Below are 24,398 nucleotides of genomic sequence, written 5' to 3'. Positions count from 1 at the left end.
TTACACACCGTTGGACAGTTCGGGACGTAGCGCAGCCCGGTAGCGCGCTTGCATGGGGTGCAAGAGGTCGCTAGTTCGAATCTAGTCGTCCCGACGAACAAAGAAAATGCCTTGAATTGCTTTATTACAGAGCGTTTCAAGGCATTCTCGTTTTCTGCAGTCTCCTCTTTTTTTACTTAAATCATATCCATTCCTGAACCCGGAAAACATTCATTTTTGGTCAGGAATTGTTCGTACTTATGCTGTGGTACGTAAGCGCTCACAGTGTGCTCATTGTACAACTGGATAGCGTCGAAATTCGACAGCCATTAATGAACGCGTCGGGATCTGGCGCCTGAAGGCTGCGACTAGCGTGTCCTTGTTTTTAGCACCGAAAAACACCAATTTCCCACCAGCTACTTGCATTTCGCCGCCATTCACCTCGAATCATCCACTACTGTTTTTGTGCCGCATTATATTTGTTTGCTAAATAAATGACCATGAAAAAGTTGACCTCCATGTGGTTGCCCAATCGCAACAGACACTTACTTACGGCTATCATCGCGCTCTTCGTATTGCTTCTGAACACGGGCTGCAAGAAGGATAAGGATGATAATTCCGGCGGGACCTATAGTTTTTCCAACACTGAATACACCGGCACAGCACGGGTTGGGAATCATTACTATCCGCGGCCGCTCTCTTTACGGTTTGGTGCAGACGAAACAGTATCTGCATTTTCTTACCTGACCCTCTCGCAATGGCAACGCAATTTCGAAGGGAAAATAACTAAGGTACAAGAGAACGCGCAGGGGCAAACCGAGGTGACGGTATTGTTTGATCTTCCCGGGAATGAGCAATTTAATTCGCCTCAAACGTTCACGATTTCGGCGGATAAGAAGACTATCACCGGTGGTACCCCACCTATCGTTTCGATGGTAGACATGAAGCTTTACCCAAAAACTTCTCACAGTATTGTAGGAAACTGGTCGCAGCCTGCCAATATTGGCTGGTTTCCCGATGTAAACGCTATTAGTTTTGATAAGAATGGCCAGACGACTTATACCCAGGGGGGCAAGCCTATTATGGCCACTGCGGACCCAACTGATCCCAGTCGCTTCAAGCTGAACTACAAGCAAGACGGTTCACGGATCACCTTTTCCGGGATTAATATAACCGCATGGCCGGAGGTGTTTATTATTCCCTACTACGGGGTGATTTCTGCAGACGGGAAAACTTTATACCTGGATTCGTATGATTTCTCCGCGGCCAGCCTCACTTCTTCGTTCAGTACTTTCGAATGGAATGGGCCCAAAGGCGTAACGCCGTGGCTGCTGAGAGAGAAGTAGCCATGATATGAAAAGGTCCGCCGATCAGCAGATCCGCGGACCTTTTTTTATATCGCTCAATATCGTTAGAACAGGTCTTTCAGCCATCTCCAGGCATCGCGCATTACCACCATCTGCGATACCCAACCCGGCATCTACCTGTGTCCTTCTCGCTTCCACGAAATCAAGGGCTTTACCAAGAGCTTCTTTTTCTGAAGCGTCAGCTTCACTGGCGATCTTTAGTTTTGCGAACTCGCCATTTACAGTCTCTATATATTTACTTCTAACAAACAAAAAAGGCCACCCCCATGTAGCCTTTCCTATAAACATAAAAAACCTACTTCCGCTTCAAATACTTCGTCCGCACCACTCCTTCCAACTCCACATTCTTATCCGCCTGTTCCGACTTCATCTTCAACACCTCCGTCACCACCAACGTATCCCCACTCCACGCATAATGCGCCCTCACCGGAGCCACGGCAGGCAACATACCGTCCGCACCAAAATGCGAAATCGACGCATCGATCTGCAAGGAATCAGCGGCAATTTGTTTATAAGGAAAGGTTACATCCAGCTTCATCATAGTTTTGTTCAGCGGGGCCGATTCGGGCAGGGTAGCCATGTCGCCGGATACTTGCTGCATTTCGCCATCGGTATTCACTGTGTACGAAAAGCCCTGATATTTAATGCTCTTGGCGTCAATTACAGCGGTCCCTTTTACGGACTCGCCCTGGTAAGCGTTGGTCCAAACGGTTTTAATGGTACGCCTGCCGGTTTTGGGCGTAACGGTATAGGTTGACTGCAAACTAAATCCTGCTATGTCATAACTTCCTTCTATGCCCGGGGCGGTGGTAGCCGACAACCCGATGTAACCAGCCAATAAAACGGCTATCGGGTAAACAATCCTTCTCATCCTATAATTATTTAAGGGCGTTAAGCTAATGAAATTATTGCGAATAAGCATAATATTATAATTAAATACATGATTTTCAGCAATACTTTTTATATTTACTTACACACGGGAACACGAGTTTCAGCGTAACACTGAAAAAGCGACTATCATTTTAACAACTATTTTTTCGAGACATATACTCCCGCGAATCCATATTTGTCGTTATTAATATCGGAAAAAGTTGATCAATCTCCGTTTAGCCTACCAGGAATAACATCCTTACATTTTAAACGTTAAACAATGAACGTTTTACTTATCGAAAGGGCTGATAATTTAACCGTACCTGCGGCACAGGTACCGTCACATCTTGTGAAGTATCTCATTCCGTACGCACGCACTTATTTTAAAGGTGATGCTAACGGCGAACTGCTGGACCTCAACATCAAAACGGGGCCCTTCTCCTTCTGGATGCATTATATCAATATGCGGGAGCTGACTACGCTCAACCCGTTCTCCGCCAGTCATGTGCTCGCACTGCATCATTGGTTCGGCGGCAACCTGCCGGCCAAGTTGCGCGAAGGCAACCCGATGATACTGGGTGATAATGAGTGTAATCTGTTTAATATACTTCCGGAGGTTCACACAGTGTGGCCGACGATCGATAGTTCGCTGAGTATTCATGTGAACGTAGACCCGCTGAAGGTGAAGGACCTCGCGGCTAAACACCCGGATTTCGAGGAACTGGCGCGGCTTCCGTTGCTGCAACACAGTGGCATTGTGAACAGTGCGCCTTACCGGATAGACGATGTGCGACGGGAAACGCTGAACCGGGTTATTTCCTGCAAATATGTGTACCAGCCGGCATACTACTACTTCCGCCGCAACTTCCTGGACATGTACCTGCAATTCCTCACGCAGCTGCGGAATGAAAAGCAGCCGGCGTTGCCCCTGGACCAGCGGTACCGTGACCGCCTTTCACTGGTGAGGATACATATTAATAATCACCCGGATGCCGATATCACACTGGCCAACATGGCCGAGCGGTCGCAGTTATCGGTGGATATGCTGGCGCGTGGGTTTGAACAGGTGTACAATGTGCGGTTCGATAATTATCTTCACCAGATCAGGATGTACCGGGCGTTCGACCTGCTGATGCAGACGAATGCTGGTAAATCGGCGATTGCGCAGAAGGTGGGATACAGCAGTTACATGGGATTTATACGCGCCTTTATACGCTTCTTCGGCTGCGATCCGCTGACGCTTCGCCGGGAACAATAATTTTAACAGTTCTCCAAGTTTCCATTAAAGTGCAGCCCCTGCCCGGTTACGGCAGAGGTTTGCTTTTAGGGGCCATGCCTCACATATTCATCTTTAGTACATTTATATTACATTTGCCCCGGATTGGTTATAGACCATAAAGATCAGATTCTGCAATGCATATATTACTCAAAAACGTACGGATAGTTGCATCTCACTCCCCCTTTAACGGGCAACAAAAGGACATTCTCATTTCAAACGGCATTATTCAGCAGATTGGCGACGAGCTTTCGGCCCCGGAAGATGCGCAGGTAATTTCTTCGGATGACCTGCATGTATCCACCGGCTGGGCAGATGTTTTCGCGAACTTTTGCGACCCGGGACAGGAATATAAGGAGGACTTGCAAAGCGGCTCCAGGGCTGCGGCCGTAGGCGGCTTTACGACGGTGATGGTAGTGCCGAATACGCAACCGGCTATCCAGACGAAACCGCAGGTAGAATATATTCTCAGCCAAACCCGCAACGGACTGGTAAATGTGCTGCCGATCGGCGCCATCAGCAAAAACCTGGAAGGCAGTTCTCTCGCAGAAATGTATGAGATGCGCCTGACTGGTGCAGCGGCTTTCTCCGACGGATTGAAACCTTTGCAGTCATCCGGCCTGATGCTGAAAGCGCTCCAGTACGTAAAAGCATTTAATGGTGCAGTGATACAGGTGCCAGATGATACAAGCATTTCCGGCCACGGACTGATGCACGAAGGCATCCACTCCACCCGCCTGGGCATGCCCGGCAAGCCGGCGATCGGCGAAGAGATCATGATCCGCCGCGACCTGGAACTGGCGCGCTATACAGATTCGCATATCCACTTTACCGCCATCAGCACGGCTAAATCTGTGGAACTGATTACTGCAGCCAAAGCGGAAGGCGTAAAAGTGACTTGCTCCGTTACGCCCTACCACCTTACGTTTACCGATGCCGACCTGGCAGATTACGATACAAACCTCAAAGTAAATCCTCCCCTACGCAGCGCGGAAGACGTGGCTGCGCTGAAGGCGGCGGTGAAGAACGGGCAGATCGACTGCTTCGCTACACACCACCTGCCACAGGACTGGGATGCCAAACAAGTGGAGTTCGAGTATGCTAAACACGGCATGATCGGGCTTGAAAGTGCTTTTGGTGCACTTGTTACGGCTTTGCCGGAGGTTCCGGTGGCGCAGCTGGCGGAAATGCTGGCGACTGGTGGCCGCAAGGTGTTTGACCTGCCGACGCCCGTTATCGAAGAAGGTGCTAAAGCGGAACTTACCTTGTTCTCCCCCTCACGGGAGTACACTTTTAGCGAGGCGCACATCGGGTCCAAATCAAAAAATTCGGCTTATCTTGGCCGCCAGCTGAAAGGCATGGCGCTGGGCATTATCAATAACGGAAAAGTTTACCTGGGATAAAAGACATGAACAACAAACCACATTTGAAATACGGGGTGCCCTTTGCGGCGGTGAGTGTCTTGATTTATCTCGGTGGATTGATCTTACTGAAATTACCTGCTACCCACTTCCTCGTGAACTGGAGCCCTACCCTTCTGCTGCTGGCCGCCATTGTACTGTCTACGCTTGAATACCGTAAACAGAACGATAAAAACGGCTTCGGACATTTGTTCGCCAACGGATTTCGTACAACAGCGGTGTTCACGGTAATCGTGGGTGTGATCATAGCGGCCTATCTGGCCAGCTCTCCCGGTTTCCAGGACCTGATGCTGAAGTACACGATGGAAAGTGCGAAGCAACAGGGGTATACAGCGGAAATGATCCAGGAGAACGACGCCCGGATGCGTTCAATGCTCATCCCATTCGTACTCGGCGGCATCGTTATCAGTCAGCTGATTGCAGGAGCGATCTTTTCCGCTATCAGCGCAATCGCCTTCAAAAAACAATAGACCTATAATCCGGACATTAACATGAGTTTAGACATATCCGTTATCGTTCCCTTAAAAAACGAAGAAGAATCTCTGCCGGAACTGGCCGCGTGGATCGACCGCGTCATGCAGGCTAACAATTACTCCTATGAAGTGTGGATGATAGACGACGGCAGTACGGACGATTCCTGGGAAGTGATCACCAAACTGGCCGCCGGCAACAATCATATTAAAGGCATTCGCTTCCAGCGCAACTATGGCAAGTCAGCCGCGCTCAATGAAGGTTTCCGCGCCGCTAAAGGTGATGTGATCATCACGATGGACGCGGATTTGCAGGATAGCCCGGACGAAATTCCGGAACTCTATAACCTGATCATGCGCGACGGTTATGACCTGATCAGCGGCTGGAAAAAGAAACGGTACGACCCGATCATGAAGACGATCCCTTCGAAGTTCTTCAACGGCGTAACGGCAAAAATGAGCGGTATCAAACTGCACGACTTTAACTGTGGCCTCAAATCATACCGCAGGAAAGTGGTGAAGTCAATAGAGGTATATGGAGAGATGCACCGCTACATCCCGGTAATCGCCAAGTGGGCGGGCTTCCGCAAGATCGGTGAAAAGGTGGTGGAACACCGCGCTCGTAAATACGGCGTAACGAAGTTTGGCCTCGAGAGGTTTATCAACGGCTTCCTGGACCTCGCGTCTATCATGTTCGTCGGTAAGTTCGGTAAACGCCCGATGCACTTCTTCGGTGCTATGGGCTTCGTGTTCTTCTTCCTCGGTTTCGTGATCTCTTTTTACCTGGCGTTTGCCAAAATCGTGAACCTGCAATACAATATGACAGACAGGCCGATCTTTTACCTGGCCCTGTTGTTCATGATCATCGGCTCGCAATTGTTCCTCACGGGCTTTATCGCGGAATTGGTTACCCGCAACTCCGCCGACCGTAACAGTTACCTGGTGGAAGAGCGACTGGAAATTAAAGCTTAAACGCAGTTCCCTTGACGAAGATCACCCATAAGAAAATAGTTATACTTGGTCCGGCCCACCCGTTACGCGGTGGGCTGGCGGCTTTTAATGAGCGCCTGGCTTACGAGCTGCAAAACAATGGCAACGAGGTGCGCATCGAAACGTTCTCTTTCCAATACCCTTCTTTCATGTTCCCGGGCAAAACGCAGTATGCGGAAGGCCCGGTACCAGATGGACTGAACATTCGCCGCTCCGTACATTCCATGAACCCGCTGAACTGGCTACTGACGGGCAAACGCCTGCGCCGTGAAGCGCCCGACCTGATCATTGCAGCCTTCTGGCTGCCATTGATGGCGCCAAGCTTGGGTACGGTGATCAAAGAAGCGAAGAAGAACGGAAAGACGAAAGTGATTGGCCTCATGCACAACCTGATCCCTCATGAAAAAAGACCCGGCGATGGGCCATTTACACGTTATTTCGTAAAGCAGTGCGATGCGTTCATCACGCTCAGCGATGAGGTGTTGAATGACGTGCGTATGCTGTCTGACAAACCGGCAATCTGCTCCCCCCACCCTGTTTACGATAGCTTTGGCAGCGCAGTACCGGCACCTGCGGCACTTACGGCACTGGGACTGGCACCGAATTACAAGTACTTGTTGTTCTTCGGTTTCGTGCGGGCTTACAAGGGCCTGGACCTGCTGCTGGAGGCCATGGGTGATGTACGTATTGCCGCCCGCAAGGACATTCGCCTGATCGTGGCGGGTGAGTTTTATGAGGACAGGCAGCCTTATGACGAGCTCTTACAACGTTTCCAACTGAAAGATAAGCTGGTGATGGCCAATGAGTTCATCCCGAATGAGATGGTGAAGTACTACTTCTCCGCCGCGGATGCGGTGGTGCAACCTTATCGCTCCGCGACGCAGAGTGGCATTTCGCAGATGGCCTATCATTTCGAAAAACCGATGGTGGTGACGAATGTCGGCGGCCTGCCGGAAATTGTACCAAACGGGCAGGCCGGTTATGTGGTAGCACCGGAACCAGCGGCTATTGCGGAAGGCATTCTGCGGCTGGTAGATGAAGGTCCGGAGAAATTCGCTGCGTTTATTGCCGCGCAAAAGCAGCGTTACTCCTGGGCAAACTTCGTGGACGCACTGGGAAATTTGGTGGCCATACAATAAAACCAGTCTTAATTTGTTTTTATGTTGATACCTGCTGTTTTCCCTGGCAGGCTCAACTATCCTTACATCATGACGAGAAGATTCATCTGCATATTATTTGCCTGCTTCACCGCACTCACGGCATCCGCACAGCGCATCAGTCCGGCCAGCTTCAAAGCGCTAGCTGAAAAGGAGGATTCCCTGCGTTACTTTGCTTCCCGTATCATTTTTGAGCAGGAACAGGAGCGTCGCGAGGAAGCCTGCGATCTCTTTATCCCAAAGCTGGTGCAGGCGCTTAAAACGCCCGGCTCCTTCTACTACCCGTTTGACTCACTGCGCACGGTATCGATCCAATACCCGAAAGATAGCACTTTCCGCATCTTTACCTGGGCCTTACAGCGGGAAGACCGCTCGTTCCGGCATTACGGCGCCATCCAGCAGAAAAGCGCGGACGGCCAGCTGAAACTTTATCCGCTGTTCGACAACTCGGACTTCATCAATAATTGGGATACCATTACCAGCCCGAAGGCCTGGATCGGTTGCCTGTACTACAAAATTGTTCAGACACAATATTTCAATAAGCAATACTACACCCTCTTTGGCTGGGACGGTAACAACTTCCGCAGCCAGAAGAAAATGATGGAAATGCTTTCCTTTGAGACGGGCCAACCGGTATTCGGCGCACCCATGTTCAGCTTCGCAGAGGACACCGTGCGCAAACCGACACTCAACCGTTTTGTGCTGGAGTATAAGCAGGATGTGAATGTGTCATTGAACTACAGCCCCGACATGCAAAAGGTAATGTACGATCACCTTATTTCCGAAACCAACGAACCGGGTAAACTCGCTACTTATGTACCAGACCTGGATTATGAAGGCTTCCAGTGGAAAGCGGGCAAATGGGTACACATCGAAAAGATCTTCCACGACGCGTTAGAGCAGGGTAAGGCACCAATTGTTGCGCCGTTGGATCAAAGTAAAAAAGACTTAAAGCGCATCCGGACGGATGATGAGGTGTTTGGGGAGCAGAAAGCGCAGCAGGAAAAGAAGAAGAAGAAAAATTAGTCGCTGATAAAATGAAACGGGGCTGTATCGTGTGATACAGCCCCGTTTTTATTTCTTTTAAAACAGTTCCCCCTGCACCTGCCCGTCTTCCGTCTCCTCCTCTTCATCTTCGGTCAGCAGCTCCACGCTGATAAAGTCCTCGCCTGCGATGCGGGTACCTACGGTACGCCAGCCAGTCACTTCAAGGTATTCGTGCAGTGCAACTTCTTCCTCTTCGGGATCGCGCTTCTTGCCGGTTTTGATTAACACAACAGGTTCGGCCTGTGTGGTCACCAGCTCCAGGTAGTTTTTAGCGCCTTCCTTAATGAAGGAAAACTTGTTGTTCATCGTAAGCGTCTCAATCTTGAAACGTTTGGCGTTGAATTGTTTCTTATCGGAATCGAAGTAAATCGCGGATACAATCTTCTCCGGGTTGAATTTCTCGATGTATACCGCTTCTTCGGGATCGTAGCGGTTCGTAAGTTCGAAGTTGGTCAGTTCATACGTACCGTTTTTATAGAACACGATGATCTTATCCTCGTTCTCGAAACTACCCACGTATAAACCACGGCTGTCTGTATTTAAACGGCCCACCGCATCGTCGTACCATATCTTGATACCGGCCAGGGTAGATACACCTTTCTCTTTAAACTTCACGGCGCGCACAGGGTATTTGGTCACCTGGTTACCCATAGAGCCACGCCCCTTGATCGCAATCGTTTCGAAATAGAGATCGAGTTCCTTGATACGGGCGGCGGAGTTGGCAGTCAGTTTAACCGACACCACTTCGGCTTCGCCGTTGGCGTTAGCGGTAAAGTACAGTACTTTAGAGTTCTTCTCGCCTTTTGTGAGATCGTACTCTTTATCACGGGTAATGCCGGTTACATTGAAACGTTTCGCGAAGCTGATGCCACTTTTACCGTCGACGTACACCATGTTATAAGTCATACGTTCGTCGTTCTTGCGGAACACGTCTACGTGAATAATATCTTTACCTACGAAGGTTTTGTCGGCCACTTTGGTGACGAGCATTTTACCGTCGCGGCGGAAAACGATGATGTTATCGAGGTCCGAGCAATCGGCTACAAATTCATCTTTCTTAAGCGACGTACCGATGAAGCCGTCTTCGCGGTTCACATAAATCTTGGTATTGGCGATGGCCACCTGCTGCACCTGGATAGTGTCAAAGGTTTTGATCTCGGTTTTACGCTCGCGGCCTTTACCATACTTCTTCAGCAGGTTTTCGTAATAGGCTACGGTGTAGTCCGTGAGGTTCGCCAGGTCATGTTTTACCTGTTTGATGTCGGCTTCAATACCTTTGATCTGTTCGTTCAGCTCATTGATGTCGAGACGGTAAATACGACGTACGGGCTTCTCTGTCAGTTTAAGAATATCCTCTCTCGCAATCTCCCTTTTCAGCAACTTTTTATACGGACCGAAAGCTTTATCGATCGCAGCGATTACCGCTTCCCAATCTTTGTGTTTTTGTTCCAGCTCCTTATAGATGCCTTTCTCGAAGAAGATTTTCTCCAGGGAAGTATAATGCCATTTCTCTTCCAGTTCACCCAGTTTGATCTGCAGCTCGCGTTGCAGTAAACCTTTGGTAAACTCGGCGGATTCGCGCAACAGGTCGGATACGCCGATGAACTTCGGCTTATCGTCCACGATCACGCAGGCGTTGGGAGAAATAGACACTTCACAATCGGTAAACGCATACAGCGCATCGATGGTAATGTCCGGCGAAATGCCGGGTGCCAGCTGCACTTCCACTTCAACATCTTTGGCGGTATTATCAATTACCTTTTTGATCTTGATCTTACCGTTATCGTTCGCTTTCACGATCGATTCCATAAGGCTGGTGGTGGTCACGCCATAAGGTACGTCTTTTACGATCAGCGTCTTTTTATCACGCTCTTCGATATGCGCCCTTACACGCACTTTACCGCCGCGGCGACCGTCGTTATAGTTGGCCACGTCGATCATACCGCCCGTCAGGAAGTCGGGGTACAATTCGAACTTTTTACCGCGCAGGTATTTGATAGATGCGTCTATCAGCTCACAGAAATTGTGTGGTAATATTTTGGTCGAAAGGCCCACCGCAATACCTTCCGCTCCCTGTGCCAGCAGCAGCGGGAACTTCACGGGCAGGAACAGCGGTTCGTTTTTACGGCCGTCGTAGCTTAGCTGCCATTGCGTGGTTTTCGGATTAAACATAATATCCAGCGCGAACTTGGACGGACGCGCCTCGATGTAACGGGCTGCCGCTGCGGAGTCGCCGGTGCGAATGTCGCCCCAGTTGCCCTGGGTATCGATCAGCAGTTCCTTTTGCCCCATATTCACCATGGCGTCGGTAATGGACGCGTCGCCGTGGGGGTGATACTGCATGGTTTGGCCGATGATGTTGGCTGCCTTATTGTAGCGGCCATCGTCCATTTCTTTCATGGCATGCAGGATGCGCCGTTGTACCGGCTTCAATCCGTCTTCTATACTGGGTACCGCCCTTTCCAGGATAACGTAGGAGGCGTAATCCAGGAACCAGTTTTCATACATCCCACCAACGTGGATCACGTTGTGCAATGATTCGTCTGATTGTACTTGATCTTCCATGATAGTGTTATTATAAAGTCTTAATCCTTTCTTCAAAATCTTTTCTCCAGATGCGTACAGAATCCTGCTGCACATCTTCGAGTGAGTTCATTTCCATCAGCACGCAATCGGTGATAGCTTCTACTTCATGCCATAACATGATCGGAATTTCTATACGGGCAGGCGCTTCTACAGTAACGGAGGCAATTATTTTTTGATCAAGACCACAATAATGTACCTTCACTATACCATGCACAAGGTACTGCACTTCGGGGGCCTTAAATGCGCGTTTCCCTTCATGATAGTGCTGACCACTGGTTGATCCTGCCTTGCGGGTACAGACCATAAAAGTGCCCGTACGATCGCATTCCCAATTGTAGTTGGCGCCACGCTCGTCTGAACCTGTTACTTCCAGCGCTGTTACCTTCACATCAGCCATTATCTTCGGTATTGGACGTTTCCTCAAATTCCAGTTCGCCACTCGGTATTTTCACCTCAAAGTCACGCATGGTTTTTAATTCACCCCGCGCCTGGAGTATTTCCATTTTCACCAGCTCCTTCAAACGCCAGGAGAGGAACAGATCCATCACCGGGTATTTAAATTTACCTGTAACTGCTGTTACCACCTTAGACGCCTTTTGGAACTCTTTTGTCGCCAGCGCCACCAGGTCTTTATCATAAAAATTAGCCGCTTCTCCCCTTATCTTCTTCCCACCTTCCAGCAGTCGGACGCCCGCATTCTCATTCATGAGCCGGCGCCATTCTTCTCCGTCCAGCTCAAACTCGGCGGTAGATACGGCACGTACTAACTTCTTAGCTTTCAGGAACTCTTTCGCCAGTATCTGGCTCAGATGGGTAGGGTAAAACACCCCTCCCTTTTCATTCAGGAAAGGAAGGTTGTTGAGGTACAGGATGTGAATGCGGCCAGCGAAACGGTCGAGCTGGCTCACGAGCCAATAGTACCCGCATACATCCGTGGCATTTTGCCCGGCCCATATCCATACTTCCAGTTCTTCTTCTTCCCGCAGGCGGCCTTTCAGCTCCTTCACGGGATCAGGTTCCGGAACGGGTTCCGGCGCAGGTGCTTCGGGATCTATAACGGGAACAGGCACATCCAGTACCTGGTTCCACCATTGTTTGCGGGCCGATCGTCCATCTGGTGTGTCCAGGATGAACAGGGGCCCTACGGACAAATCGTCTTCAAAACAAAGTAACTCGCCCTCTAGTAACGGGTCCAGCTCAAAAGCCGCTTTTAAACTAGCGGCGGACGATTGGCCGAATACGATATGTAATACCACTATATTGTACGTTTAAACTTCTTCGATAAGGTCTTTCTCGTAACGCAGGTTGCCGATGATAAACTCCTGGCGGTCCTGGGTGTTTTTGCCCATGTAATATTCCAGCAGTTTCTGGATATGTGTATCGGTGCTGAGAATGATCGGTTCTTTGCGCATGTTTTCGTTGATGAACATGCCAAACTCCTCGGGAGAAATCTCACCTAATCCTTTAAAGCGCGTGATCTCGGGTTTGTTGCCCAGCTTCTTCACTGCTTTCTGTTTTTCTTCTTCAGAATAACAATAGATGGTTTCCTGTTTGTTGCGTACGCGGAACAGCGGCGTTTCCAATACATAAACGTGGCCATTCTTCACCAGGTCAGGGAAAAACTGCAGGAAGAACGTCAGTAACAGCAGGCGGATGTGCATACCGTCAACGTCAGCATCGGTTGCCATTACGATATTATTATAACGTAAGCCTTCCAGGCCTTCTTCAATGTTCAATGCGTGTTGAAGCAGGTTAAACTCCTCGTTCTCATAAACGATCTTTTTGGTAAGACCAAAGCTGTTCAGCGGTTTACCACGTAAGCTAAACACCGCCTGTGTTTCCACGTTGCGGGATTTAGTGATGGAACCGCTCGCAGAGTCACCCTCAGTAATGAAGATCGTTGTGTCCAGCCGTTTCGCTTCCTGTTCTGCCTTGTCTTTACCGGTTGCTTCCTCGTTCATGTGTATGCGGCAGTCACGTAACTTCTTATTATGAAGATTCGCTTTTTTTGCGCGCTCGTTCGCGAGTTTCTTGATGCCGGCCAGTTCTTTACGCTCTCTCTCACTCTGCTCTATCCGTTTTTTCATGGCCTCGGCCACCGCCGAATTCTTATGCAGGAAGTCATCCAGCTGTTTGCTGAGGAACTCCAGCACAAATGCTTTCATGGAAGGACCTCCCTCATACACTACGAGAGAGCCCAGTTTGGTCTTGGTCTGCGATTCAAACACCGGCTCCTGTACCCTCACGGACACCGCCGCACAAATGGAAGCACGAATGTCTGTAGCATCATAATCCTTCTTATAAAAATCACGGATCGTTTTTACAAAAGCCTCGCGGAAAGCCGCCAGGTGCGTACCGCCCTGGGTTGTATGCTGACCGTTTACGAACGAGTAATATTCCTCGCCGTAAGAGTTTTCGTGGGTAATGGCCACCTCGATGTCCTCCCCTTTCAGGTGAATGATCGGGTAACGCAGGTCCTCCGCATTCGTTTTACGTTGGAGCAGGTCGAGCAGACCATTCTTCGACACATATTTTTTACCATTGAAGTTGATGGTTAAACCAGCGTTGAGGAAACAATAGTTCCACATCTGGTTTTCCAGGAACTCAGGTATATAATGATAGTTCTTAAATACAGTATCATCGGGTGTGAAAGTGACATAAGTGCCGTTGGGTTCTGTGGTGGCCGTCTCTTTATGTTCTTTGATCAGGTTACCCCGGTCAAACTCCGCCACTTTCATTTTACCATCTCTTACGGACTGCACCTTGAAGTAGCTGGCCAGGGCGTTCACCGCTTTGGTACCTACACCGTTGAGTCCCACCGATTTCTGGAAAGCACGGCTATCGTATTTGGCGCCGGTATTGATCTTGCTCACCACATCTACCACCTTTCCGAGGGGAATGCCACGGCCATAATCCCTTACCGTCACAGTATGCTCGGTAACTTTAATATCTACCTGTTTACCAAAGCCCATCGTGTGCTCATCGATACAGTTATCCACCACCTCTTTTAGTAAGATATAGATACCATCGTCCATGCTGGAACCATCGCCCAGTTTACCGATGTACATACCGGGGCGAAGCCTTATGTGCTCGCGCCAGTCAAGTGATCGTATCGAGTCTTCCGTATAGGCGGCAAATAAATCTTTGTTATCCGTTGCCATATTACTGCGTTTATTTCTTTTTCCTTTTATTGAAGATGAAGGGGTTACGATTTAAGCCAGCCGCTTCCCGACCATCAAATATATGCCAAATACTAAATCTTTTAGCAAAATCCGGTTAATGGCAAAAATAAAGGATTACCCGAATATGCCAAGTGAAATTTATACACGTCGCAACAAATCTGCCTCATGATAACACTTTTGTGTAGACTTTATGCCTTCAAAATAAATTCCATGCAAAAATTAGTTTATATGATTAATATCTCTATATTTACAATATCGAACTTCTAACAACAGAAAAACCTTATTCTATGAAGCTATTATTTTTTTCCCTGGTGTTCTCTGTTCTGATGGTTGCATTATTGATCACCTATATTGTAAAAAGAGAACAGGCATCTATGTACAGATTTAAAGACTTGTTCATCCGCCTCATGCAAAAATTTGATGCATGGCAGATGATGCGTTGATACGAGTGCGTTCCGCACAAATTTCCCTTCAGTTATTTATCCATATCCTATAAATCCCTATTCCTATGAAAACCGGCTTACTGTTCAAACTGGCGTGCCTTTCTATCGCCTCCGTCGTATTGATGGTGCATTTTATGCGCAAATACGTTCAGAAATTGCTTCACAAACCTAAATTGGCACACTAGCGAACGAACTTTACCTATTTGTCCATCTATTTGCGAAACAGCATTACCTGTTTGGAAGGGAAATATCTGCGGATTTTTCCCTTTTTTCGTTTCTTTGGTGGACGAACTATAACTGATGAAATACCTGCTGACCACTACCCTGCTGCTGATTACGCTTGCTGTCAACGCACAAAAAGAACAGAAGTTCCATCGCATTACCGACACTACCGATGCTTATACCATCTCGGTGCCGGAGGGCTGGCGGTATTTGACCAAACCGGAACGCGGATCTTTCGAGGCATGGCGGCCGGTGAGCACAGATAAACCAGACATCGGAATGGAAGTCGCAACGCTTGCCATCCTTAATTTTGATCACTCCCTTTCTGAATTGATAAGGCACGAGATTTCCTATATAAAAAAGGACCTGAAAGCGGAGATACTCGATTCTGCCACCGTTAACCTCAACGGCCGGCAGGCATTTGTGATGTTTTCGCGCTACGTGGATGCGGAGGATAGCAGCCGATGGCAGTCGACTATCGTGTTGCATCAGTTTAAAAATCAAAGTTTTATTTTCGAAGGTACCGCGCCTGACAATGCCGGTAGCGCTTACATGTTTTCGATCTTTAAGTTCATGGGCATTTCGATCGTGCCTACAAATCCTTAAACCTTACCCATCCGAAAATGAAACGGCTCTTTATTATTATATACCTGCTGCAGGCTGTCGTTACGCAAGCGCAGGAACTAATCATTGTAAAAGACACCACCGACAACTTTTCCATCGGCTTACCCACAGGCTGGCAGTTTCAGCGCGAGCCGGCGAAGGGAAAATTCTTCGCCTGGCAAACCGACACAGCGCAGCCCAGGTTCTCGGGACGATGCAATTTATCAATCAACTACGTCCCCTTCCCCAACCCGACGATGGAACAGGTGGTAACAGAAGTCGTGAACAGCATTCCGGGTAGAAAGAACGGCAAACTGGTTGACTCGGGTTCGGTGTTCATGTATGGACAGCACATGGTTTGGCTGGATGTAACGTCGAACAATCATGTTACCGATACGCCCATGTTGTCTACCACGTATCTTTCCACCGACGATAATGGCTGTTACATCCTCGTAGGTGCCGCCCCGCAAAGTTATGGGGCTTCCTCCACGGCTTTATTTCACACGATCGCCGAATCTTTCCGGCACGGTGATGCTGTAAAGGAAGAACGCCTGCATCTCACCTTCCCCGCTACTGTAAACCTGCGCCAGCAAAGCTATATGGAAAATACAGAGATACTCCGCACACGCTGGCTGCCTAATGGTCAAACGATCGATAACTGGCAGCTGGCGATTAACGTACTGGCGTGGAAGAATAGCCAGGTGGACTCGGTGGAACAAGCCATTGCTACATTAAATGGCAGCGTACTGCTGCAACAACCCAGCGCGAAATTTACTGTGCTCGAAAAATCAAATACACCTGGTAACATCTGGGCGCTGCTGCAACTTGAAAATGTGAAACCGTCAGACGGCCGCCAGATCGCCGAGGTATATTACATCGTACAAGGGAAAACAAATTTTCACGTTGCTTCCGCCTCTCTCCCGCACAAAACATTACCGGCCGCTTTTGTAAAAGAATGGACGACGATATTCAAACAGGGCCAATTGGTACTGGAATAAAAAAAGAGGCTGCTCGTATGAGACAGCCTCTTTCATTATCATAAACAGGAAATTACCTGTTAAAGTACTTATTCACGGCATCGGTACGACTCCGCACGTGTAATTTCTCATAAATGTTATGTACGTGCCGGCGCACGGTTTCAATACTGATAAACAGGTTGCTGGCGATCTCCTTGTACAGGAAGCCTTTCGACAGCTGGTCGAGTATTTCCTTTTCACGGGAGGTGAGCGCTTCCAGGGCCGGGTTAGGCTTCGCTTGTTTCTGGAAATAGGCTACTACCCTACGCGCGATCTGCGAGCTCATAGGAGAACCGCCGTCGTGCAGATCACGGATCGCGTCCAGCAACTCGCCGGGAGATGTTTTCTTTAAAATGTAACCGCTGGCGCCTGCTTCCAGGGCCATGAAGATCTTATCGTCGTCCTCATATACCGTGAGCATCATAAACTGCATGTCTGGATACTCGGCTTTGAGGCGGGCTATACACTCAATGCCATTCATACCGGGAAGGTTAAAATCCATCAGTACTACATTGGGCAACAAATGTGGAACACGCTCCAGGGCCATCTCGGCATTATTGAACGCACCAATACACGCATATCCTTCAGAACCATTGATCAACAACTCCATGGCCGTACGGATATCATGATTATCTTCTACGATAGCTACAGAAATGATATCCATGCTATTTGGGAGCTTTTTTTCGAATATACCATCTTTAGGATTTAACAGGAATAACACGTAAATGTTATTAGAAACAAATTTATATTAATTTAATGGTATATCTAACAAAACTGTTGTACCATTTTCGGAAAATATCTGGGCCTGACCACCAACCACCTCCATACGCTTCTGTATGTTTTTCAGCCCGTTGCCGAACAGGCGTACCTTTTCGGGGTCGAAGCCCTTTCCATTATCCTTAATCCTGATCATCATATTTTTTTGCACATTCACCTCAATCATCACCTCGGTTGCCTGTGCGTGTTTCATTACGTTGTGCAAAGATTCCTTCACGGCCAGGTAGATATTACGCCTGGTCCCCCCGCTCAATTTGATATTGGGAATATTTTCGGGGATGATAAAGTGGTGTTTGATATGCGCATGTTCAAGGAAGTCGGCGGCAAAACTGCGGATATAAGCCAGCAGGTTAGCCAAGGAGTCGTTTGAAGAGTTCATCGCCCAGATGATCTCACTCATTTTGTCCACCAGCTCCCCGGCCGCTTCAGAAATACGTTCGATCTCTTTGGTCTGACCACTGTCTTTGATTTTCCGTTTGGCAATCTCACTCAGCAAACGAATGGTACTTAACCCGGACCCGAGATCATCATGCATATCGCTGGAGATACGCGCCCTTTCCTGGTCTACCGCCTGCTCTTTCTCCAGTTTCAACTTCTCATTCCTGATCTTATACTCGAGGTACAAGGCCGACAGGTAGTAAGCGCCGCCTAATACCAGCAGCAGCAACAGGAAGCGGAACCAAAGCGATTGCCAGAAAGGTATTTTGATATTGATTTCCAGGGTGGTTGGCTCTTCGTTCCAGATGCCGTCGTTGTTACAGGCTTTTACTTTAAATACGTAGTGCCCCGGCGCCAGGTTGGTATAACGTGCCATACGCTGGTTGCCGGCGTTCAGCCAGTCTTCGTCCGCACCTTCCAGCATGTACTTCACCCGGTTTTTTAATGGATTGGTATACTCCAGCGGCACGTACTCGATTGCGATGGTATTTTGGTTATAAGCGAGTGAAACCTTTTTCAGTAAAGCGATATTGGTATCCGACGCGAAGGGTTTGTCCAGCACTTCGAGGCGGCGGATGACCACGCGGGACGGATACTTGTTGTTAACGAGGTTACGCGGGTAAAACCCGTTTACGCCACGTATGCCGCCGAAGAACAGTTCTCCGTCTACGGATTTATAGTAAGAGCCGGTGTTAAATTCGTTAGACTGCAAGCCATCTTCATGGTTGTAAACGATGATGCTGTCTTTCGCCGCAGGATTGATCTGGAACAGGCCACGATTGCTGCTTACCCAGATACGATCTTTGTCGTCGAGCAGCACGCCGTACATGTAGTCGTTTACAATATCCGGATAGTCATAACTGTTATAATGTTTGATGATGCGGTGATTGTTATCGAACATGAACAGGCCTTTGTTCGTGGCCACCAGCAACTGTTTGTGGGCGTTTTTGTTGATAGACTTTACCTCTGCGCCTGCAGGCAGCGATATGCTGTTCCAGTTGCTGTTATCGGGTGTTTTATAATAGATGCCGGCTTTTGTACCAATATATACGGTGCCGAAGAAATCCTCAAAAAAGCAACTTAGGTTTTCACCATCGAAACGGTGCACGATTGCGGCGTTGTAACCTTTGTCGGCGGTGGTGAACATGAGCAGGTATTCGCCCCAGTTAAAATACACTTCCCCGTTGGAACGTTTGGCCACAAAGGGGTTCGCGTCGCGCTGTTCCGGAACACCCAACGCATTTACCTTGGCTGTCAGGTCTCTAAACTCTTCGCTCTCCACTTCAAATAAACCAATAGCATTGCGGAAGTGCAGCCACAGCCGGTCGTGGTCTTCACGGCAGATCGCGTGCAGGTCGGCCGCAGGAAACTTACCGGGCGTTTGTTCGTTGGAAATACGTTTGAGGAACTTCCCTCCTTTCTCGAAGATGTCGAGCCCGTCCTGGAAAAGTCCTACGTACAGGCGGCCGTCTTCATGTTTGTAGATCGCCTTGGTCATACTGTGGGTGATGTAGGGCGACCGGTACAGGTTAAATACTTTCTTATGCGGACTGTACTTCTTCACGCCATCGCCATCCAGCCCCACCCACATGTTATCCGCACCATCACGGTACAGGCTGAATACGAAGTTGAAGGACCGCGACTCCACGGTATTAAAGCTCACAATATGTTTGACGATCTCGTTGCGCGACAGGTCGTAGATCAATATACCATTGTTTCCGCCGATCCAAACGTTATGTTCACTGTCGAATTCCACGGCGGTGGGCATAAACGGCACGCCATATATGTTACGCACGTCGAACGGCAGATCGGTGTAGCGGTTTGTTTTCTTGTTATACACGGTGATGTGACCGTTACTGACGAGTAACAGCGAGTCTGCTCCCATTACTTTTACGACAGGCTGCCCGATCACGGTGGGGATGCACAGGGTGGCATAACGTGCGGTAGACAAGTCCATACGCAGCATTTCGCCGGACTGGAAGTTGAACCAGATATGGTAGCCATCCTTCACGGCGGCCAGCGGCGTCATTTTGCGCTTCTGGTAATCGGGGGGATAGAGGATCAGCTTTTTTACTTCGAAGTCCTTATTGTCCAGCACATAAATGCCTTTCAACGGGCGCCAGACGTACAGGCTGGCGGAATCTTCCCCGAGGATGGTGAACTTTTCGCCGAAGTCGCGCTCATGTTCATTTACATAACTCGTATCCACGAACACATTGCGGAACACGTTGCGGTAACGGTCGTACAGGCTGATGCCGTGGTTGTGCGAAACGAGTAACTGGCGGCGTTTATCGCGGTAAAAGCGATAGTTGCGGGTACCCCCAATGCCGAATATGTTGATCACCGAGCGGCCTTTACCGGCGGAACCGTATAACAGGCTGCCTTTCTGCTTCTGGCCATCTTTTTTAAATGTAGGATTTGCACGGTATTCGTTGAACACATAACCGTCAAACTGGTTAATACCGTCGCCGGTGGAGAACCAGATGAAATCTTCCTGGTCCTGGATGATACTCAGCACGCTGCTTTGGGAAAGTCCGTCGTTTACGCTGTAGCCATCAAAAATATAACTCTTCTCCTGCGCGGATGCGGACAGGCATATGGTCAGTAACCATAGGATCGTCAACTTGCCTATCTGGATCGGGTTTCGCACTATAACTTAGCAGGTTAGGTAGATTGCAAATATATAAATCTGTGCTACACTTTCGAATGTTTTCGTATTTTTCTTATGACTAATCATTTGGAACTTATGAAACCGGGTATCCCTTACTTGTTTATTTTGATGTTGATATGTGTGCTGCAAACGAGAGGCCAACAAACCACTTACAGTATTCAGCCCCTTATGAAAGCGCCCATCAGCAGTATTCGCGGGCTGAGTGTAGTGAGTGATTCTGTGGTGTGGGTGTCGGGCAGCCAGGGCATGGTAGGCCGCAGCACCGATGGTGGCAAAGAATGGAAATGGATGAAAGTAAACGGATGCGACTCCTGTGACTGGCGCGACATTGAAGCGTTCAGTGCCACGAAAGCCATCATTATCAATGCCGGCGAACCTACACATATCTTCTTAACGAAAGACGGCGGACACACCTGGCGCAAGGTGTACTTCAATAATACCAAAGGCATTTTTTATGACGGCATGGACTTCTGGAACGACCGGGAAGGCATTGCCGTTGGCGATCCGCTGAACGGCGTATTCACTTTGTTGCAAACGGCAGATGGTGGAGAAACCTGGCAACCATTTGCGGTTAAAACGCCACCCGCCCGTGAGGGAGAGGCCAGTTTCGCGGCCAGCGGTACAACGATCCGCACGCTTGGACCAAAAAGTTTCTGTTTTGTGTCTGGCGGTGCGGCTTCACGCCTGTTTGTTTTTAACGGCAGCAGCTGGACGGTACATCCGACCCCTCTCATACAAGGCCAGCCGAGCACTGGCGCCTTTTCCATCGCTTTCTCAAATGACCGTAGGGGCATTGCCGTGGGGGGCGACTATCAAAAAGATACCATTCGCACCAATAATTGTTTTATGACGAAAGATGGCGGTGCTACCTGGGACGCTCCATCTACGCCCCCGCTGGGTTTCCGGTCGGCGGTAGAGTATATTCGCCCTCAAATGTTAATCGCTACCGGTACTTCGGGCACCGATATTTCCGAGAACGGGGGTATACATTGGCATAATATTTCGAGGGAAGGCTACCATACCGCCAGGCGGGCAAAACAAGGTGAAAAGGTGTTTCTGGCGGGTTCAAATGGCCGTATCGCAATATTATTGTCGAAATAACAGTCATTCGCGGGTCGTCGGCCGGTAAAAAGTACTTGTTAATAAATAAGATAATATTTGCATAAACATGGCCAATGCTGTAATTTAGTTGTAGAAGGCACCTACGAAAACGTCACGACACAGATTTTTATTAATTTCGCCCGCAATATGTATCAGTATTGATGCCGGGACTTTAGAAAATGTGAATTATGCAGATTACCACCTCATCAGGTAAATACTCAGTTAAGCACTACCCAGACGTAATCAAGTCATGGAAAAAAGAAGGAAACTATTTTTATTTCTATACTACAGAAACGATCCTCGAAGTGAGGGTAGTTTCAGACAAAATCATCCGGTTCCGGTATGCGGCCGATGGTAAGTTTCAACGCGATTTCTCCTACGGCGTTACCGAAAAACTGGAAGAATCACCGGTAGATTTCGGCATCCGCGAGTGGGAAGAAACATTCGAGATCTACACTTCCGCCGTTCGCATCTTCATCGCCCGTGATAACCTCCGCAAAACCATCACCGACCTCGAAGGCCGCATCATCAACCAGGATGAAATGGGCTTTCACTGGCAGTATTACCTGTCTAAAGGCGGAAAGATCATCTATAATACTAAACTGATCCAGGAAGGCGAATGCTTTTATGGTTTGGGAGATAAGCCTACGGAACTGAACCTCCGCGGGAAAAGAGTGGAGAATTATGGTACGGACGCTTACGGCTACCTGAAGGATACAGATCCGCTGTACCGCAACATCCCCTTCTACTACGGGTTGCACCACGGTATTGGCTACGGCATCTTCTTCGATAATACGTTCCGCACGCTGTTCGACTTCGGTAAAGAACGCGAAGATGTATGCAGCTTTTGGGCAAGAGGTGGCGAGATGAACTACTACTTTATTTACGGGCCAGAACTGATGCAGGTGGCGGAAGCTTACACGCGCATCACCGGCTCCGCTGAACTGCCGCCTCTGTGGGCGCTCGGTTATCACCAATGCCGCTGGAGTTATTACCCGGATACAAAAGTACAAGAAATAGCTGCCCAGTTCCGTAAACGTCAGATTCCCTGCGATGCGCTGTACCTGGACATCGACTATATGGAGGGCTTCCGTTGCTTCACCTGGAGTAAAGAAGGCTTCCCCGAACCCGAGAAGTTTATTAAAGGCCTGGCCGACGATGGTTATAAAATGGTAGTGATCATTGACCCGGGTATTAAATCCGATCCTGATTACGAGATTTACCAGGAACTGATCAAAAACGACTTTGCCTGTAAACGTGCCGACGGTGCGCCGATGGAAGGCGATGTATGGCCGGGCAAATGTGTATTCCCCGACTTTACCGATCCCAAAGTGCGCGACTGGTGGGCCGGATTATTCCGTGGCCTTACCGAAGCAGGCGTGCGCGGCGTTTGGAACGATATGAACGAACCGGCCGTATTCGAGATCGGTTCCTTCCCCGAAGACGTTCGCCACGATTACGATGGCGAAGATGTGAGTCACCGTAAGGCGCATAACGTGTACGGCCATCTCATGAGTAAGGCTACCGCGGCTGGTTTGAAGAAGCACCTGATGCCGCGCAGGCCGTTCGTTATAACCCGCTCTGCCTATTCCGGTGCACAGCGCTGGAGTTCCGTATGGACGGGCGACAACTGTTCTACCTGGGAACACCTGTGGCTGGCTTCCGTACAATGTCAGCGCCTGTCCGTTTCGGGCATTTCGTTCGCTGGCAGCGATATTGGTGGTTTTATCGGCGAGCCGGATGGCGAACTGTACACCCGCTGGATACAACTCGGCGCCTTCCACCCACTGATGCGTACCCATAGCGCGAGCAACGAAACCAACTTCGACCAGGACCCATGGAGCTTTGGTGAAGAATACGAGGCGATTGTTAAAAAGTTTATCCAGCTCCGTTATAGCCTGCTTCCTTATTTGTATACTACATTCTGGCAATACGCCGCTTACGGAACGCCTATGCTGCGCCCACTGGCCTTCGTATCGCAGAAAGATCCGAATACACATGACCGCAACCACGAGTTCATGATGGGCGACTCGCTGCTCATCAGCCACGTACACGAAGCCGGCCTTAAGCAGAAAGAGGTATACCTGCCTGAAGGCAACTGGTATTACTATTTCAACGATAAACACTTCGAAGGCAAACAACTCATCACCATCGATACTCCTCTTGAAGAAATGCCTTTGTTCGTGAAAGCCGGTGCGGTGGTAACCCACTATCCGCCGATGCAATATGTGGGTGAGAAAGAGTTTGAAGAGATGATCCTGCACGTATACTTCGGCGAAGAAGTAACGCACAGCATTTTGTATGAAGATGCCGGCGACCACTATGGCTATAAAAACGGTCAGTATAACCTGGTTCGCTTTAAACAGGGTTCCGATAAGAAACAGTTCAGGCTGAAGAAGAAGTTTGTGGGCAGATACAATGCCAGCTACCGTAACCACCACGTATTCGTACACGGCCTGCCGTTTACGCCAAAAGAGTATGTGCTGGATGGCGTTAGCCACGCCCTGAAAGCGACCGATGTTAAAAACGGCGTCGTAGAGCTGGTGCTCGAACGTAAATTCGAAGAATTAGTGATCCGTTAATTACGGAATACAAAGTAAAAAAGCGGCTGTTTACGAGGTAAGCAGCCGCTTTTCATTTGCAGATAATGTCCGCTGACCTTCTATAACCAGGCCAAAACAGCGGCTTTTCGTTCGGCAGATAACGCTCGCTTTCCTACTTTAACCAGCGCCAAAGCAGCGGCTTTTCATTTGGTTGATAACGACCGCTTTCTTGCATAACC

Annotated in this window: 19 protein-coding genes and 1 tRNA gene; 13 read left to right on the top strand and 7 right to left on the bottom strand. The window is 49.0% G+C overall.

Translation table 11 applies throughout. From position 1 onward, the window contains the following. Positions 1-20: 20 nt before the first annotated feature. Positions 21-94 (top strand) — tRNA-Pro (locus tag MKQ68_RS06795). Between the two features lie 385 nt (positions 95-479). Further along, entirely contained in the window at positions 480-1,325 is an 846-nt protein-coding gene (locus tag MKQ68_RS06790) for a hypothetical protein (protein WP_264282632.1), read from the top strand. A 316-nt stretch (positions 1,326-1,641) separates the two neighbouring features. Here MKQ68_RS06790 and MKQ68_RS06785 read toward each other — a convergent pair whose 3' ends face one another. After that, on the bottom strand, positions 1,642-2,217 hold the full coding sequence (locus MKQ68_RS06785; protein WP_244840252.1) for a hypothetical protein: 576 nt from the start codon (positions 2,215-2,217) through the stop codon (positions 1,642-1,644). 279 nt (positions 2,218-2,496) lie between these two features. Here MKQ68_RS06785 and MKQ68_RS06780 point away from each other — a divergent pair, with 279 nt between their 5' ends. The 6 genes from MKQ68_RS06780 (at position 2,497) to MKQ68_RS06755 (ending at position 8,556) form a co-directional block, all read left to right on the top strand. Then, a complete protein-coding gene (locus MKQ68_RS06780; protein ID WP_244840251.1) occupies positions 2,497-3,474 on the top strand; it encodes a helix-turn-helix transcriptional regulator in 978 nt (325 codons plus the stop codon). A 155-nt stretch (positions 3,475-3,629) separates the two neighbouring features. After that, on the top strand, positions 3,630-4,895 hold the full coding sequence (locus tag MKQ68_RS06775) for a dihydroorotase (RefSeq protein ID WP_264282631.1): 1,266 nt from the start codon (positions 3,630-3,632) through the stop codon (positions 4,893-4,895). Positions 4,896-4,900: 5 nt separating this feature from the next. Further along, positions 4,901-5,383 (top strand): DUF4199 domain-containing protein, encoded by a 483-nt coding sequence (locus tag MKQ68_RS06770; protein WP_264282630.1) that lies wholly within the window; start codon positions 4,901-4,903, stop codon positions 5,381-5,383. 21 nt (positions 5,384-5,404) lie between these two features. After that, positions 5,405-6,355: a glycosyltransferase family 2 protein gene (locus tag MKQ68_RS06765; RefSeq protein ID WP_264282629.1), complete on the top strand. Its 951-nt coding sequence runs from the start codon at positions 5,405-5,407 to the stop codon at positions 6,353-6,355. Between the two features lie 11 nt (positions 6,356-6,366). Continuing rightward, positions 6,367-7,512, top strand: coding sequence for a glycosyltransferase (locus MKQ68_RS06760; RefSeq protein WP_264282628.1), 1,146 nt, complete (start codon positions 6,367-6,369; stop codon positions 7,510-7,512). 69 nt (positions 7,513-7,581) lie between these two features. Next, complete coding sequence (locus MKQ68_RS06755) at positions 7,582-8,556, top strand: hypothetical protein (protein ID WP_244840243.1); 975 nt, start codon at positions 7,582-7,584, stop codon at positions 8,554-8,556. A 57-nt stretch (positions 8,557-8,613) separates the two neighbouring features. On the opposite strand, the gene MKQ68_RS06750 is transcribed toward MKQ68_RS06755, so the two are convergent. From MKQ68_RS06750 to MKQ68_RS06735, 4 genes are read right to left on the bottom strand one after another with little or no spacing between them, the layout of a single operon-like run. Continuing rightward, complete coding sequence (locus MKQ68_RS06750; RefSeq protein ID WP_264282627.1) at positions 8,614-11,142, bottom strand: DNA gyrase/topoisomerase IV subunit A; 2,529 nt, start codon at positions 11,140-11,142, stop codon at positions 8,614-8,616. A gap of 10 nt (positions 11,143-11,152) precedes the next feature. Further along, on the bottom strand, positions 11,153-11,560 hold the full coding sequence (locus MKQ68_RS06745; RefSeq protein WP_264282626.1) for a hypothetical protein: 408 nt from the start codon (positions 11,558-11,560) through the stop codon (positions 11,153-11,155). Next, positions 11,553-12,419, bottom strand: coding sequence for a DUF1835 domain-containing protein (locus MKQ68_RS06740; protein ID WP_264282625.1), 867 nt, complete (start codon positions 12,417-12,419; stop codon positions 11,553-11,555). The genes MKQ68_RS06745 and MKQ68_RS06740 overlap by 8 nt, the downstream gene beginning before the upstream one ends. Before the next feature lie 12 nt (positions 12,420-12,431). Further along, positions 12,432-14,324 carry a DNA topoisomerase IV subunit B gene (locus MKQ68_RS06735; RefSeq protein ID WP_264282624.1) on the bottom strand — a complete coding sequence of 631 codons (1,893 nt, stop codon included), beginning with the start codon at positions 14,322-14,324 and terminating at the stop codon, positions 12,432-12,434. 308 nt (positions 14,325-14,632) lie between these two features. Here MKQ68_RS06735 and MKQ68_RS06730 point away from each other — a divergent pair, with 308 nt between their 5' ends. The 3 genes from MKQ68_RS06730 to MKQ68_RS06720 all read left to right on the top strand — a co-directional run bounded on the left by MKQ68_RS06730 (position 14,633) and on the right by MKQ68_RS06720 (position 16,611). Then, the gene (locus MKQ68_RS06730) at positions 14,633-14,788 is read left to right on the top strand and encodes a hypothetical protein (RefSeq protein ID WP_264282623.1); all 156 of its coding nucleotides are present in this window, start codon (positions 14,633-14,635) and stop codon (positions 14,786-14,788) included. 300 nt (positions 14,789-15,088) lie between these two features. Beyond that, the gene (locus MKQ68_RS06725) at positions 15,089-15,616 is read left to right on the top strand and encodes a hypothetical protein (protein ID WP_264282622.1); all 528 of its coding nucleotides are present in this window, start codon (positions 15,089-15,091) and stop codon (positions 15,614-15,616) included. 17 nt (positions 15,617-15,633) lie between these two features. Further along, on the top strand, positions 15,634-16,611 hold the full coding sequence (locus tag MKQ68_RS06720) for a hypothetical protein (protein ID WP_264282621.1): 978 nt from the start codon (positions 15,634-15,636) through the stop codon (positions 16,609-16,611). A gap of 52 nt (positions 16,612-16,663) precedes the next feature. Here the strand turns inward: MKQ68_RS06720 and MKQ68_RS06715 are convergent, their stop codons facing one another. Together MKQ68_RS06715 and MKQ68_RS06710 are read right to left on the bottom strand one after the other, a co-directional pair. Continuing rightward, positions 16,664-17,293, bottom strand: a complete 630-nt coding sequence (locus MKQ68_RS06715; RefSeq protein WP_244840236.1) for a response regulator transcription factor — start codon at positions 17,291-17,293, stop codon at positions 16,664-16,666. Positions 17,294-17,377: 84 nt separating this feature from the next. Beyond that, positions 17,378-20,494 (bottom strand): sensor histidine kinase, encoded by a 3,117-nt coding sequence (locus tag MKQ68_RS06710; protein ID WP_264282620.1) that lies wholly within the window; start codon positions 20,492-20,494, stop codon positions 17,378-17,380. 96 nt (positions 20,495-20,590) lie between these two features. Here MKQ68_RS06710 and MKQ68_RS06705 point away from each other — a divergent pair, with 96 nt between their 5' ends. Both MKQ68_RS06705 and MKQ68_RS06700 read left to right on the top strand, forming a co-directional pair. Continuing rightward, entirely contained in the window at positions 20,591-21,616 is a 1,026-nt protein-coding gene (locus MKQ68_RS06705) for a WD40/YVTN/BNR-like repeat-containing protein (RefSeq protein ID WP_264282619.1), read from the top strand. A gap of 188 nt (positions 21,617-21,804) precedes the next feature. Next, positions 21,805-24,198, top strand: coding sequence for a glycoside hydrolase family 31 protein (locus MKQ68_RS06700; RefSeq protein ID WP_264282618.1), 2,394 nt, complete (start codon positions 21,805-21,807; stop codon positions 24,196-24,198). Positions 24,199-24,398: the final 200 nt, after the last annotated feature.

It is taken from the genome of Chitinophaga horti (assembly GCF_022867795.2).
Taxonomy (GTDB): Bacteria; Bacteroidota; Bacteroidia; order Chitinophagales; family Chitinophagaceae; genus Chitinophaga; species Chitinophaga horti.
The sequence above is the reverse complement of the archived record's forward strand: the minus strand, read 5'-3'. Positions and strand labels throughout refer to the sequence as shown.

Coding starts and splice junctions, on each gene's coding strand:
- MKQ68_RS06790 (WP_264282632.1), top strand. CDS start 480: ATGAAAAAGTTGACCTCCATGTGGTTGCCCAATCGCAACAGACACTTA.
- MKQ68_RS06785 (WP_244840252.1), bottom strand. CDS start 2,217: ATGAGAAGGATTGTTTACCCGATAGCCGTTTTATTGGCTGGTTACATC.
- MKQ68_RS06780 (WP_244840251.1), top strand. CDS start 2,497: ATGAACGTTTTACTTATCGAAAGGGCTGATAATTTAACCGTACCTGCG.
- MKQ68_RS06775 (WP_264282631.1), top strand. CDS start 3,630: ATGCATATATTACTCAAAAACGTACGGATAGTTGCATCTCACTCCCCC.
- MKQ68_RS06770 (WP_264282630.1), top strand. CDS start 4,901: ATGAACAACAAACCACATTTGAAATACGGGGTGCCCTTTGCGGCGGTG.
- MKQ68_RS06765 (WP_264282629.1), top strand. CDS start 5,405: ATGAGTTTAGACATATCCGTTATCGTTCCCTTAAAAAACGAAGAAGAA.
- MKQ68_RS06755 (WP_244840243.1), top strand. CDS start 7,582: ATGACGAGAAGATTCATCTGCATATTATTTGCCTGCTTCACCGCACTC.
- MKQ68_RS06750 (WP_264282627.1), bottom strand. CDS start 11,142: ATGGAAGATCAAGTACAATCAGACGAATCATTGCACAACGTGATCCAC.
- MKQ68_RS06745 (WP_264282626.1), bottom strand. CDS start 11,560: ATGGCTGATGTGAAGGTAACAGCGCTGGAAGTAACAGGTTCAGACGAG.
- MKQ68_RS06735 (WP_264282624.1), bottom strand. CDS start 14,324: ATGGCAACGGATAACAAAGATTTATTTGCCGCCTATACGGAAGACTCG.
- MKQ68_RS06730 (WP_264282623.1), top strand. CDS start 14,633: ATGAAGCTATTATTTTTTTCCCTGGTGTTCTCTGTTCTGATGGTTGCA.
- MKQ68_RS06725 (WP_264282622.1), top strand. CDS start 15,089: ATGAAATACCTGCTGACCACTACCCTGCTGCTGATTACGCTTGCTGTC.
- MKQ68_RS06720 (WP_264282621.1), top strand. CDS start 15,634: ATGAAACGGCTCTTTATTATTATATACCTGCTGCAGGCTGTCGTTACG.
- MKQ68_RS06715 (WP_244840236.1), bottom strand. CDS start 17,293: ATGGATATCATTTCTGTAGCTATCGTAGAAGATAATCATGATATCCGT.
- MKQ68_RS06705 (WP_264282619.1), top strand. CDS start 20,591: ATGAAACCGGGTATCCCTTACTTGTTTATTTTGATGTTGATATGTGTG.
- MKQ68_RS06700 (WP_264282618.1), top strand. CDS start 21,805: ATGCAGATTACCACCTCATCAGGTAAATACTCAGTTAAGCACTACCCA.